A 14,040-nucleotide genomic window follows, 5' to 3' on the forward strand; every position below is an offset into this window, starting at 1 on the left:
GCATAAACACTATTGGCCTTTATCTTACACATTAAATCTAAAGTGTACAACGTCTCCGTCTTTCATTAGGTATTCTTTACCTTCTAATCTTACTTTACCCGCTTCTTTAGCACCGTTCATACCGTTATTTGCTAATAAATCGTCATAACTTACGGTTTCTGCTCTTATGAAGCCTCTTTCGAAGTCTGTATGGATGATTCCTGCGCATTGTGGTGCTGTCATGCCTTCTTTAAATGTCCATGCTCTTACTTCTTGTTCACCTGCTGTAAAGTATGTTGCTAATCCTAATAAGTTATATGATGCACGGATTAATTTGTCTAATCCTGCTTCTTCTACGCCTAAATCTTCTAAGAACATTTCGCGGTCTTCGTCATCTAATGTTGCTAATTCTTCTTCGATTTTTGCTGAAATAACGATAACTTGTGAACCTTCGTTACTTGCGTATTCTTCGATTTTTTGTACGTATTCGTTATCTTCTGGACTTGCTACTTCATCTTCTGCTACGTTTGCTACATATAACATTGGTTTAGAAGTAAGTAAGCTTAAATGTTTCACGATTGCTTTTTCTTCTGGTGTGAATTCTAAACTTCTTACTGGGTTATTGTTTTCTAATGTTTCTTTAATTTTTGCTAATACTTTTTCTTCAGCCACTGCATCTTTATCTTTTTGTTTTGCCATTTTTGCTACTCTTTCATAGCGTTTTTCTACTGATTCTAAGTCAGCTAATACTAATTCCATATTAATAACTTCAATATCATCGATTGGATCTACTTTTCCTGATACGTGTGTTACATTTTCATCAACAAATGCACGTACGACTTGGCAAATCGCATCTACTTCACGGATATGTGATAAGAATTTATTTCCTAATCCTTCACCTTTAGATGCACCTTTAACGATACCTGCAATATCTGTAAATTCGAATGCTGTTGGTACAGTTTTCTTAGGTTTTACTAATTTCGTTAATTCTTGTAAACGATGGTCTGGTACTTCTACAATCCCTACGTTAGGATCGATTGTTGCGAAAGGATAGTTCGCTGCAAGTGCTCCTGCTTTCGTAATTGCGTTAAATAATGTTGATTTACCTACGTTTGGTAATCCTACTATGCCAGCTGTTAATGCCATATTTTATTCACCTTGTCCTTTTACTAATATTTTTTTAATTTTTTTATTAAACTCTTGTCTTGGTAGCATGATACTACGAGAACATTCTTCACACTTTATTCTAACATCTGCACCGAGTCTTATAATTTTAAATCTATTATACCCACATGCGTGTTGTTTTTTCATTTCAACGATATCATTTAACTCATATGATTTGATCATATTTTTGCCTCCCGATTAGATGATTATTGAATGTTATTTGGATTATAAGAAACCATTGTTGGAATTGGCGCTTGAATACCTTCTTTATCGAAGAAAGATTTCACTTCTCTTCTTAAGATTCTTGCACCTGATGCATGTTCATTTGGTTCTGTTTCACCTGCTATTTTAATCGTTGCTTCCCCTGCTGTCACAGTTTCTACACCTAAAATTTCAGGATCTTTAATGAAAATTTCATATCTTTCTTTAACTGTTGGTAAAAATTCATTTAACTTACTTTCAACTTCATCTAAATCTTCTTTAATAGATACAGGGATTTCTACGATAGCCATACCGTTATGAATTGAGAAGTTTACAATCTCATTCATTGTACCATTAGGAAGTATCGTTAAATCACCAGCAAATGATAATATTCTTGTAGATCTCATTCCTATTGATTGTACAGTTCCTTCCGCAACAGTGGTACCTGTCGTATTAATTTTTACATAATCACCAACATCAAATTGATTTTCGAAAATAATAAAGAAGCCCGTAATGACATCTTTCACTAATGTTTGTGCGCCGAAACCAATTGCTAACCCTACAACACCGGCACCAGCAATAATACTTTCAACTCTTATGCCTAAATTGCTTAAAATGGTTGTCGCAACTATAAACCATACGACATAGGAAATAACATTTTGTAGTAAGTTAACCATTGTTTTAGCACGCTTGTTAGACTTCCCTACCCTCTTAGTTCCGTATTTCGTTGTAAAGAATTTCTCTACAACTTTGTGAAGTACTTTAATAATGATGTAAGCTAATACAATGTAGAATATACCGATTAATATTTGTTCTATCCACTTCTGCCAATTTTCTGGATCCATAAATGGGTCTATCAATTTATGGATGATGTTCATAATCTTATTCACTTTTACACCTCTTATTCTTCTAACAATAATTCTAATATTCTCTTATATTCATCTTCAGAATTAAATTCAAGAGAAATTTTACCTACTTTTTTAGTCTTAGAAATATCAATATTCGTTCCAAACTTTTCTTTTAATTGATATTCATGTTTAACTAAGAAATTAGGTTTCGGTTGTTTGGATTTCTTTTTCTTGTCTTGGCCATGAGCATTTAACTGTTTAATATATTCTTCTAATGCTCTAACACTCATATGTTCTTTTACAACTTTTTTAGCCACTTGATCTAATTGATGTTTCTTATCTAAACCAAGTAATGTTCTACCATGTGCACTTGATATTTTTTCTTCGTTGATTAATTTTTTTACACTTGGTGGTAAGTTGAGCAACCTTAAGATATTTGCAATGTATGATCTTGATTTCCCTAATCTATCTGCTACGTCTTGTTGTTTTAAGTTCAGTTCTTCCATCATCGTCGCATAACTTTTTGCTTCTTCTAGAGGTTTTAAATTTTCACGTTGAAGATTCTCTATAATAGCAAGTTCTAACATTTCTTCATCGGTTAAATTTTTAATGATTGCCGGTACTGAATCTTTGTTAGCTAATTGACTTGCTCTAAATCTTCTTTCACCTACTACGATGTCGTAACCTTTTATCGTTTCTCTTACGACGATAGGTTGCAACACACCATGCTGTGAAATAGACTGAGTTAAATCTCTCAAAGCTTCTTCATCAAAATAATCTCTCGGTTGATACGGATTCCTTCTTAATTTTTCTAAAGGAAGTTCAACAATTTTATCATGACTATGGTTATAAGAAATCTTATCTGTTAATGCTTGATTTCTTTCTTTCATTTCATCACCACGTTATTTATTCTCGTATGTTTCACGTAAAACATCCAAATTAGATTATAACAATTTTGAAAGGGATATGCACAAAAGAAAAGTTGAGCGATAAATTAAAATATTCAGAAAAGTTGTTGACAAAAAAATATACGCATAGTATTGTGTAATATATCAACAACGAAAACAAATAAAATCACGATAAAAAGGAAAGTAAATCTTACACTGCAATCATCAGAGAGTTCCCATTTGCTGAAAGGGAACATTGAAAGAAAGATTGAAAATGGCCTTGGAGTGGTGGCATCGATATTGAGGTGTCAACGGGATCGCCCGTTATAGCGATACAGTATTAAAGTCTCTTTAGCGATGATGGCGTACTGGAATTTGTTCACCAATTTTACTGCCATTATATCTTCTTGTAAGAGACTCGTACTTATAGAGGTAATGTCAGTAATGTCATTGCGAACAAAGGTGGTACCGCGAGCTAAGCTTTCGTCCTTTACATCCGATTTATTTCGGGTTTAAAGGACGGAAGCTTTTTTTATTTTTATTTTTAAATTCATTAGGGAGGAAGGCTATTATGAAATCTACTCAACTCGCTCAAATTTCATTAACTAAAGACCATACTGGGGCTACTACAAACCCAATTTATCTTTCTACAGCCTATCAACATGAAAAATTAGGTTGTTCGACTGGTTTTGATTATACAAGAACAAAAAATCCAACTCGCTCAAACTTTGAAGATGCATTTGCCAAACTTGAAGGTGGTAAATACTCATTTGCAACATCAAGTGGTATGGCTAGTATCCAATTAGTTTGTAACTTATTTAAACCAAATGATGAAATCTTAGTGTCATTCGACTTATATGGTGGCACATTTAGATTATTTGAATTTTATGAAAAACAATACAACATCAAATTTAAGTACATAGACTTTTCAAATATTGATGAAGTAAACGCATCTATTAATGAACATACACGTGCATTCTTTATTGAACCCATTTCAAATCCGTTAATGTTCTCAGTAGATTTAAATCCTTTATATGAAATTGCACAAGCAAGAAATATATTAACGATTATAGATAACACGTTCTTAACACCATACTTATCAACACCTTTAAAAGACGGTGCTGACATCGTCTTACATTCTGCTACAAAGTACATAAGTGGTCATAATGATGTGTTAGCTGGCATTGTCACTGTATCAGATGACTACTTAGGTGAAGTGCTTGGCCAATTTCATAATATGATCGGTGCAACACTTTCACCATTCGATAGTTATTTATTACTGAGAGGCTTAAAGACATTACATTTACGACTTGACCGTTCTACTGAAAATGCTCAAAAGTTAGCACATTCACTACAATCTGTTGAAAGCATTGATGAAGTCCTTTACTCAGGTCAAACCGGAATGTTAAGTATCCGTTTAAACAATGCATATAGCGTTGATAGCTTCTTACAAAATATTAAATTATGTATATTTGCTGAAAGTCTTGGCGGTACTGAAACATTTATCACTTTCCCATATACACAAACACATGTAGATATGGCAGATGAAGAAAAAGATAAACGCGGTATTGATGAATATTTACTCCGTTTATCTATTGGAATAGAAGATTACGAAGATATTTACGAAGACATACTACAAGCCTTAAAAAATTCAAGAAGAGAAGGAGTGTCAATATGAGCTATTCAAAAGAAACGTCTTTAATATTGGATTCCACTAGAGGTAACGAGCACTTATCAAGCAATCAACCATTATACTATTCATCGACTTACCATCAAGAAACTTTAGGGGGCAATCAAGAATTTGACTATGCACGCAGTGGTAACCCTAATAGAAAGTTACTTGAAGAAAAGTTAGCAGATTTAGAAGGCGGTAATTACGGATTTGCATTTAGTTCAGGAATTGCTGCAATAACAGCTGTCTTCTTAACATTGAAACCAGGAGACCACGTGATTCTTCCAGATGATGTTTACGGCGGAACGTTCAGACTAACTGAACAAATTCTTAAGAAATTTGAAATAGAATTTACAACTGTCGATCAAACAGACTTACAAAATATCAAAGAAGCTGTTCAAGAAAATACGAAATTGATCTATGTTGAAACACCTTCTAACCCACTCTTTAAAGTGACAGATATTGATGGAGTTAGCCAAATTGCACGTAAACACGACGCACTATTAGCTGTCGATAATACATTTATGACACCGTTAGGACAATCACCATTGAAACTAGGTGCTGACATCGTCGTTCATTCAGCTACAAAATTCTTAGGTGGTCACAGTGACCTCATAGCTGGAGCAGTAGTCGTGAATGACCCAGAACTTAAAAATGAAATTTACCTTATTCAAAATGGTACAGGTTCAGGATTAAGTGTTTATGATTCTTGGACACTTGCTAAGCATTTAAAGACATTACCAATTAGATTTAAACAATCTGTTTATAACACAGAACAAATTTATAGATATTTAATCGATAATGAAGCAATTGAAACAGTCTATTATCCAATCACAAATGACACACATTTAAGACAAGCTAAAAATGGCGGTGCCGTGCTCGGATTCAGACTTAAAGATGAATCAAAAGCACAAGCATTTGTTGACCATCTTAATATCCCACTTGTATCTGTAAGCTTAGGCGGTGTTGAAACGATTCTTTCTCACCCAGCTACAATGAGTCACGCAGCCATCCCTGAAGAAGTGAGAGCTGAACGTGGTATCACTAACGGATTATTTAGATTGTCAGTCGGCTTAGAAGATGTCAAAGAATTGATTACAGATATCGATTGGGCATTAAAGGAGGCTACATATGAGTCTAAAAGAAGCGTTAAAGAACCAAATTTTATTAGCTGACGGAGCAATTGGAACCATCCTCTACTCTGAAGGATTAGATACTTGCCCAGAAAGTTATAATTTGACACATCCTAACAAGATAGAACAAATTCACCGTTCATATATTGAAGCTGGTGCAGATATTATTCAAACAAACACGTACGGTGCAAATTTTGAGAAGCTTCAAGATTTTAATTTAGAACATCGCGTAAAAGAAATTCATCGAGAAGCTGTTCAAATCGCTAAAAGAGCGAGCAACGACCATACATTTATTCTAGGTACAGTAGGCGGTTTTCGTAATATCAAAAAGAGTAACTTATCAATTGAAGCCATTCAATATCACACAGAGATTCAAATTGAAACACTTGTTAATGAAGGTGTAGATGGTATTTTATTTGAAACATACTACGATTTAGAAGAATTACTTGCTGTCTTAAAAGATACAAAAGCAAGATACGACATTCCGATTATTGCTCAACTAACAGCAAGTAATACAAATTATTTGAGAAATGGCACACCTATACCAGATGCATTAGAAACATTAGTGAAAGCCGGTGCAGATGTCGTTGGTTTAAATTGTCATCACGGTCCATACCATATGATTAAGACATTTAAACATATTGACTTACCTGATCATGCTTACCTTTCATGTTATCCAAATGCAAGTTTACTGGATTTAGAAGACAACGACTTGAAATACAATAATAACTCAGATTACTTTTCAGATGCAGCTAAAGAGCTCGTTAACCAAGGCGTCAGATTAATAGGTGGATGTTGTGGTACTACACCGGAACATATTAAAAAAATAAAGAATGTCGTCAAAGATTTAAAGCCTATCAAGCATAAAAATGTTATACCAATCGAAACAAAACAGTACAAAAAGCAAAATAAAGAAGAACCTAGTATTAAAGAGCTTGTTCAACAAAGACCAACCGTTATTGTTGAATTAGACACACCTAAACATTTAGATACGAATAAATTTTTTGATGGGATACAAGCCCTTGAAGATGCAGGTGTAGATGCGGTCACGCTTGCTGACAATTCACTAGCGAGCGTGAGAATTTCTAACATTGCCGCAGCAAGTGTCATTAAACAAAAGTATAAAATTAGACCACTCGTACACTTAGCTTGCCGTGATAGAAACTTAATCGGTTTGCAATCTCACCTAATGGGCCTTTCGTTACTTGGCATTAATGACATTTTAACGATTACGGGTGACCCTTCTAAAGTGGGTAATTTCCCAGGCGCAACTAGTGTATTCGACGTAAATTCTAGCGGATTAGCTGAAATCATTACACAGTTCAATCAAGGTATAAACGCCGATGGAGATACATTGAGAAGCAATACGAACTTCTCTGTTGCAGGTGCATTCAATCCAAATGTAAGACGACTAGAGCCAGCAGTCAAAAGATTAGAAAAAAAGATTGAATCTGGAATGGAATACTTTATTACACAACCGATTTATGAACCTGAAAGAGTTAAAGAAATATACGAAGCAACTAAACATATAGACGCCCCGATATTCATTGGTATTATGCCAATTACGAATTACAATAACGCACTCTTCTTACACAACGAAGTACCTGGTATTAAACTATCAGATACTGTGCTAAACGCCTTTGAAAAAGTCAAAGACGACAGAGATGCAACAAGAGAACTCAGTATTAATTTGAGTAAACAATTGATTGATGCAGTACACCAATATTTTAATGGCCTGTACTTAGTTACACCATTTTTAAAATATGATTTAACAGTTGAATTAGCAAATTATTCACAACTAAAAACTGGAACACAAACCAAGGAGGCAATATTATGACAATTAAAACATCAAATTTAGGATTCCCAAGACTAGGTAAGAAAAGAGAATGGAAAAAAGCCATCGAAAGTTACTGGGCTAAAAAAATAGATAAAGCCGAATTAGATCAAACGTTGCAGAATTTACACAAAGAAATTTTAACAATTCAGAAAGACCATCACGTGGATCATATCCCTACTGGTGATTTCTCACTATATGATCACGTGTTAGATACATCATTACTATTTAACATCATTCCAGAACGTTTCCAAGGACGTCCTGTAGATGACGATTTATTATTCGATATTGCACGTGGTAACAAAGATCATGTTGCAAGTGCTTTAATCAAATGGTTCAACACAAACTATCACTACATCGTACCTGAATGGGACAACGTGTCACCTCAATTAAATAACAATGTGTTACTTGAGAAATTCAACTTTTCTAAAGAAGTTGGTGTAACATCTCATCCAGTTATTCTTGGACCTGTTACATACGTAGCATTATCTAAAGGTGGAGACCAAAGTTTCGACGAAAAAGTAAGAACACTTTTACCATTATATAAAGAAGTATTCGAGCAATTAACTGAAGCTGGTGCTGAATACATCCAAGTAGATGAGCCTATTCTCGTAACAGACGGTGCAGCTGATCTTCAAGATATTACGAAAGAAGCATATGAATTCTTTAACGAAGCGGCACCTGCTGCGAAACTTGTCTTACAAACATATTTCGAACGCGTAGATTTAAACTTTGTTGGTCAACTACCAGTCTATGGTTTCGGTTTAGATTTTGTACATGACAATGGCTTTAACTTACAACAAATCAAAGATGGCTTATTCCCTAAAGAAAAAGCTTTATTCGCTGGTATCGTTGATGGTAGAAATGTTTGGTCAACTAATATTGAAGAGAAGAAAGATTTAATCGAAACATTACAATCTTATACAGATGAATTAGTTATTCAACCATCTTCTTCATTATTACATGTGCCAGTTACTTTAGAAGAAGAAACATTAGACGACTCAGTTCGTGAAGGTTTAAGCTTTGCGACTGAAAAATTAGACGAACTATATGCTTTAAAACAATTATTTAACGAAAATGATGACACTTTATATAACGAATTAAAAGAGCAATATGAACGCTTTGAAAGTCAATCATTCAAACAACTAGAATATGACTATGATTCAGTTAAATCAGAACGTACAACACCATTTAAAGAAAGAAAAGTCTTACAAGATCAAGTATTAAATTTACCAGACTTACCAACAACAACGATTGGTTCATTCCCTCAATCAAGAGAAGTACGTAAATACCGTGCTGATTGGAAAAACAATCGTATATCAGATGAAAAATACGAAGAATTCGTACAAAATGAAATTAAACGTTGGATTGAAATTCAAGAAGAAATTGGATTAGACGTATTAGTACACGGTGAATTTGAACGTAATGACATGGTTGAATTCTTCGGTGAAAAGCTAAACGGATTCTTAGTAACTAAGTTTGGTTGGGTTCAATCATATGGTTCTCGTGCCGTTAAGCCACCAATCATTTACGGAGATGTTAAATGGACAGCACCATTAACAGTTAAAGAGACATTATATGCTCAAAGTTTAACTGACAAACCTGTTAAAGGTATGCTTACAGGTCCAGTTACAATCTTAAACTGGTCATTCGAACGTGTGGATATCCCACGTAGCGAAGTTCAAGATCAAATCGCATTAGCCATTAATGAAGAAGTTCTAGCACTTGAAGAAGCGGGTATTAAAGTCATCCAAGTAGACGAACCTGCATTGCGCGAAGGCTTACCTTTACGTTCTGAATACCATGAAGATTATTTAAATAAAGCTGTACATTCATTCAGATTATCAACTTCTTCAGTACAAGATTCAACACAAATTCATACACATATGTGCTACTCACAATTTGGTCAAATCATCCATGCGATCAAATCATTAGATGCTGATGTTATCTCAATCGAAACTTCAAGAAGTCATGGTGACTTAATCAAAGATTTTGAAGATATCACATATGACTTAGGTATCGGTTTAGGTGTATATGATATTCATAGCCCTCGTATACCTACAGAAGAAGAAATTACAGTTGCAATCGATAGAGCACTTCAAGAAATTGACCGTTCTTTATTCTGGGTAAACCCTGATTGCGGATTGAAGACAAGACAAGAAGAAGAAGTAAAACAAGCTTTAACTGTATTAGTAAATTCAGTAGAAAAATTACGTCAAGACAATACAGTTAAACAACCTAACTAATAAATGAGGTGATGTTATGTCATATCCATTATGGAACACGCTAAATCAACTGAAAGAATATAAATGGGTAGATTTAACGCATACATTTGATTCAGAATCTCCACATTTTTCAGCTTTTGAAAATGCAGAAACAAAAACATTGTATAAAGTTAAAGACGACGGTTTCTTTGCCCAATCATGGCAATTTCCTACACAATATGGCACGCATATAGATGCACCTATACATTTTGTAGAACATAAACGATATTTACATGAACTTGGTTTACAAGAAACGGTTTTACCTTTAATCGTGTTAGATTTTTCAAAAGAAGTAGCCCAAGATTCAGATTTCAGACTAACTAAAGAACACATCCTTCAATGGGAATCTGAAAATGGACCAATTGAAAGTGGAACGTTTGTCGCATTTAGAAGTGACTGGTCAAAGAAATGGCCAGATAAAGAGCAATTTGAAAACAAAGACAAAGATGGTCATGAACATCTCCCAGGATGGTCATTAGACGCACTTAAATACTTATTTGAAGAAAGAAAGATTAAGTCAATCGGACATGAAACATTTGATACTGATGCTTCAGTAGACATCCGTAAAAATAATGACATTGTCGGTGAACGATACGTACTTGGTTTAGATACTTTTCAAATAGAACTGTTAACCGGATTAGATGAACTACCAACACGTGGTTCAGTTATATTAGCCATTAGCCCTAAACCTAAAAATGCACCCGGATTCCCTGTCCGCGCATTTGCTATTACCCCTAAATAATAGCACTGCCATATGGTATTTTTGAGCGAGTATCGTATGGCAGACTACCTTCCCTATATTAAATATATAAAAAGCACCTTTCGATGGAGATCGAAAGGTGCTTTTACTGTTTAATATTTAGATACGGGTGATCCACCGATTTGATAATCTATTTCTATCGCATTTTCACTATTTTTACGATATAAATAATAGAAATACATAGACCATAAAATCGTCAAACCAGCTGACAACCAATAACTAAGTGATAAATCCATCCCAAATCCAATTGGTTGGCTTAATATATACGTGAATATATTCCATGTCATAAATAAAGCAGGTATTAAAGCGACATAGAAATTCTTTTTAGATAGTAATAAATACATAGCGCCTATCCATAGAGCGATAACAGCTGTTGTTTGGTTTGCCCAAGAGAAGTATCTCCAAAGTATTGTGAAGTCTACTCTCGTTAAAATAAAACTAATAACAAACATAGGTATCGCAATTGCAAAGCGATTCATTACTTTTTTCTGACCGAAATTAAAATAATCAGCTAAAATCATTCTCGCACTTCTAAATGAAGTATCACCACTTGTTATAGGTAATACAATAACACCTAGAATCGCTAATGTTCCAAATACAGAACCTAATAACATTGTAGAAGCCTCACTCACTACAAGCGCCGCTTCACCTTTAGCCAACACTTCCTGTAGACCACCATAGCCACCAAATAAACTCATAGCAGCCGCAGCCCAAATCATCGCAATAATACCTTCAGCAATCATCATACCGTAGAATATTTTACGACCATTTTTCTCATTATTCGTCGTTCTAGAAATAATCGGTGATTGTGTCGCATGGAAACCAGATAAAGCACCACAAGTAATCGTAAAGAATAATAAAGGAAAAATTGGCGCCGAATCAGGATGCATATTTTTCAATGTTAATTCTGGTATTTCCGCACCAGTCATAATTAATCGTACAAAGATTCCTATTGCAGAAATCATTAAGATAAATCCAAATATTGGATAAACTTTACCAATAATTTTATCGATAGGTAACACTGTTGATAAGAAATAATATAAGAAAATAACAAAAATAATAATACCTAAAGCCACTCTACCATCCATTAAAGAATGTAATAATAATGCCGGACTCGTAACAAATACAGTACCTGTTAATAACAATAGTAATAGTGTAAAGACGTTCACGAGATGTCTCATCACATTACCTAAGAACTTACCAGCTAATTCAGGTAAATGAGCCCCCTTATTACGGATAGAAATCATACCTGTTAAATAATCATGAACAGCACCAGCAAATATAGACCCTAATACAATCCAAATAAAAGCAACTGGTCCATATAAAGCACCCATAATCGGACCAAATATCGGTCCAACCCCTGCAATATTTAACAATTGAATCAATGAGTTCTTATTCGTCGACATTGGAACAAAATCAATATTATCCCTTTGATCATGAGCAGGCGTCGGACGTTCATCCTTAACACCAAACATTTTTTCAATATACTTGCCATATGTAAAATAACCTATAACTAATAAAACGATAGAAACTAAAAATGTAATCATTAAAATCCCCCTTTTGAATGAAAACGTTTACAAAAAGTATAAATGAGTTTTTTACAAATAACAATAATATCTCGGAAATTAACAGGAATTCTATATGAAAAACATAAAAAAGAGTTTGGGCCATTGTATAATGTCCCAAACTCTTATATATTATTTCTTCTTATAAACTTTAATCGTAATTTCATAGAAGTCTTTATGTTCTTCATCAATTCGCTTGATTTTAATGCCCTCTTTTTCAACATTTTTAATGCTTTGTCCGAGTGAATCAAGTGCTTCTGTGATGTCTTGTTCGAATTGAAATTGTTTTGCTTTTACTTTTTCAGAACCGCGTATTTTCTTAACGCGATCTTCTGTTTGTTTAACGTTTAAGTTCTGAGATTGTATGGATGTTAAGACTTCTTGCTGCCCTTCATCATCTAAACCTAACAATGCTCTTGCATGTCTTTCTGTTATTTCACCTTTTTGTAATGAAATAATGATAGGCTCTGATAATTTGAGCAGTCTTAATTTATTGGCTATAAATGATTGGCTCTTACCCATACTAACTGCTAAATCATGTTGTGTAATGTCTTCTAAATCCAGCAATTTCTTATAGGCTTCCGCTTCTTCTATAGCTGATAAATTTTCTCTTTGTATATTTTCAATCAGTGCAACGGCAGCTGTTTCTTTGTCATTTAATGGTTTAATAATAACTTCAGTTTCTGGTAAATCGTTATATTTCATTGCACGAAATCTTCGCTCACCTGCTATGATTTCATACATACCTTCTTCAATTGGACGAACAACAATAGGTTGTAATAATCCATGTTCTTTTATAGATTGTGCGAGTTCTTTAATTTTAGATTCATCGAATACTTTTCTCGGTTGATAACGGTTTGGCACAATTCTTTCTGTTGATACGACTGCCACATTACCTTCAGCTCGTGCTTCTTCTATGTGTTCTAATTCTTTGTCTTTAAGTCCAAATAATTTAGAAAAAGGCTTTTTCATCTCAATATACCTACTTTCGTTCATACATATTTCCCAGGAATTATTTTGTTAAAGGTTCTTTGTTTGGTGTTCCTGGCTTTCTTGGATACTTCTTAGGTGTTTGTCTTAATTTATCTATCGTAATGATCTGTCTCATACTTTCTTCAAGAGGTAGCGTAAATTCATTTACTGTTTTTACTTCTCCACCTAATACAGAAATTGCAAATTGTGCATCTTCCAACTCTTCATTTCCTTGTGAGCTTTTTAATGCTACAAATTGACCGCCCTTTTTCACTAAAGGTAGACATAATTCACTTAATACAGATAATCGTGCTACTGCTCTTGCAGTTACAAGATCAAAGCTTTCTCGGTACTGTTGTGATTTACCGAATGTTTCTGCTCTATCATGTACAAAGTTTACTTTATCTAAGTCTAATGATGCAGCTAATTCATTTAAAAATTTAATTCTTTTATTTAATGAATCTACTATCGTAATTTGCAAGTGTGGATATACGATTTTTAAAGGGATACTCGGAAATCCAGCGCCTGCCCCTACATCACAGATCGTTTCAATTTCATTAAAATCTATATAAAAGCTTGGTGTCACTGAATCAAAGAAGTGTTTCAAGTACACTTCTTCTTTTTCAGTAACTGCTGTTAAGTTAATTTTCTCGTTCCACTCTACTAACATCTCAAAGTATGTTTCAAATTGCTTAATTTGTTTATCTGTTAATGTTATACCAGATTCTTTTAACGTATCAATAAAAGTTTGTTCATTCATG

Annotated in this window: 12 protein-coding genes and 1 other annotated feature; of the genes, 5 read left to right on the forward strand and 7 right to left on the reverse strand. The window is 34.0% G+C overall.

Annotated features, from left to right (window positions below):
* Positions 1 to 24 precede the first annotated feature (24 nt).
* From ychF to LQ694_RS02820, 4 genes are read right to left on the reverse strand one after another with little or no spacing between them, the layout of a single operon-like run.
* Positions 25 to 1,125 (reverse strand): redox-regulated ATPase YchF, encoded by a 1,101-nt coding sequence (gene ychF / locus LQ694_RS02805; RefSeq protein WP_048542912.1) that lies wholly within the window; start codon positions 1,123 to 1,125, stop codon positions 25 to 27.
* A 3-nt stretch (positions 1,126 to 1,128) separates the two neighbouring features.
* Positions 1,129 to 1,326: a DUF951 domain-containing protein gene (locus LQ694_RS02810; protein WP_025906204.1), complete on the reverse strand. Its 198-nt coding sequence runs from the start codon at positions 1,324 to 1,326 to the stop codon at positions 1,129 to 1,131.
* A gap of 23 nt (positions 1,327 to 1,349) precedes the next feature.
* Positions 1,350 to 2,234 (reverse strand): mechanosensitive ion channel family protein, encoded by an 885-nt coding sequence (locus LQ694_RS02815; protein WP_049320694.1) that lies wholly within the window; start codon positions 2,232 to 2,234, stop codon positions 1,350 to 1,352.
* Positions 2,235 to 2,245: 11 nt separating this feature from the next.
* The gene (locus LQ694_RS02820) at positions 2,246 to 3,082 is read right to left on the reverse strand and encodes a ParB/RepB/Spo0J family partition protein (protein WP_058611024.1); all 837 of its coding nucleotides are present in this window, start codon (positions 3,080 to 3,082) and stop codon (positions 2,246 to 2,248) included.
* A gap of 180 nt (positions 3,083 to 3,262) precedes the next feature.
* Positions 3,263 to 3,573 (forward strand) — a binding site (T-box leader).
* 77 nt (positions 3,574 to 3,650) lie between these two features.
* On the opposite strand from LQ694_RS02820, the gene LQ694_RS02825 reads away from it, so the two are divergent.
* From LQ694_RS02825 to LQ694_RS02845, 5 genes are read left to right on the forward strand one after another with little or no spacing between them, the layout of a single operon-like run.
* A complete protein-coding gene (locus LQ694_RS02825; protein ID WP_049320697.1) occupies positions 3,651 to 4,757 on the forward strand; it encodes a PLP-dependent transferase in 1,107 nt (368 codons plus the stop codon).
* Complete coding sequence (gene metC, locus LQ694_RS02830; RefSeq protein ID WP_058611026.1) at positions 4,754 to 5,926, forward strand: cystathionine beta-lyase MetC; 1,173 nt, start codon at positions 4,754 to 4,756, stop codon at positions 5,924 to 5,926. Before LQ694_RS02825 ends, metC begins: the two co-directional genes overlap by 4 nt.
* Positions 5,883 to 7,721: a bifunctional homocysteine S-methyltransferase/methylenetetrahydrofolate reductase gene (locus tag LQ694_RS02835; protein WP_065381399.1), complete on the forward strand. Its 1,839-nt coding sequence runs from the start codon at positions 5,883 to 5,885 to the stop codon at positions 7,719 to 7,721. Before metC ends, LQ694_RS02835 begins: the two co-directional genes overlap by 44 nt.
* Positions 7,715 to 9,964: a 5-methyltetrahydropteroyltriglutamate--homocysteine S-methyltransferase gene (gene metE / locus LQ694_RS02840; RefSeq protein WP_201101761.1), complete on the forward strand. Its 2,250-nt coding sequence runs from the start codon at positions 7,715 to 7,717 to the stop codon at positions 9,962 to 9,964. The genes LQ694_RS02835 and metE overlap by 7 nt, the downstream gene beginning before the upstream one ends.
* Positions 9,965 to 9,980: 16 nt before the next feature.
* Complete coding sequence (locus tag LQ694_RS02845; protein WP_025906211.1) at positions 9,981 to 10,724, forward strand: cyclase family protein; 744 nt, start codon at positions 9,981 to 9,983, stop codon at positions 10,722 to 10,724.
* Between the two features lie 110 nt (positions 10,725 to 10,834).
* Here the strand turns inward: LQ694_RS02845 and LQ694_RS02850 are convergent, their stop codons facing one another.
* The 3 genes from LQ694_RS02850 to rsmG form a co-directional block, all read right to left on the reverse strand.
* A complete protein-coding gene (locus tag LQ694_RS02850; protein WP_037589460.1) occupies positions 10,835 to 12,289 on the reverse strand; it encodes a carbon starvation CstA family protein in 1,455 nt (484 codons plus the stop codon).
* A 150-nt stretch (positions 12,290 to 12,439) separates the two neighbouring features.
* Positions 12,440 to 13,279: a nucleoid occlusion protein gene (noc, locus tag LQ694_RS02855; protein ID WP_058611031.1), complete on the reverse strand. Its 840-nt coding sequence runs from the start codon at positions 13,277 to 13,279 to the stop codon at positions 12,440 to 12,442.
* 40 nt (positions 13,280 to 13,319) lie between these two features.
* A complete protein-coding gene (rsmG, locus tag LQ694_RS02860; protein WP_239771812.1) occupies positions 13,320 to 14,039 on the reverse strand; it encodes a 16S rRNA (guanine(527)-N(7))-methyltransferase RsmG in 720 nt (239 codons plus the stop codon).
* Position 14,040: the final 1 nt, after the last annotated feature.

Source organism: Mammaliicoccus sp. P-M58, assembly GCF_022386165.1.
Classification (GTDB): domain Bacteria; phylum Bacillota; class Bacilli; order Staphylococcales; family Staphylococcaceae; genus Mammaliicoccus; species Mammaliicoccus sciuri.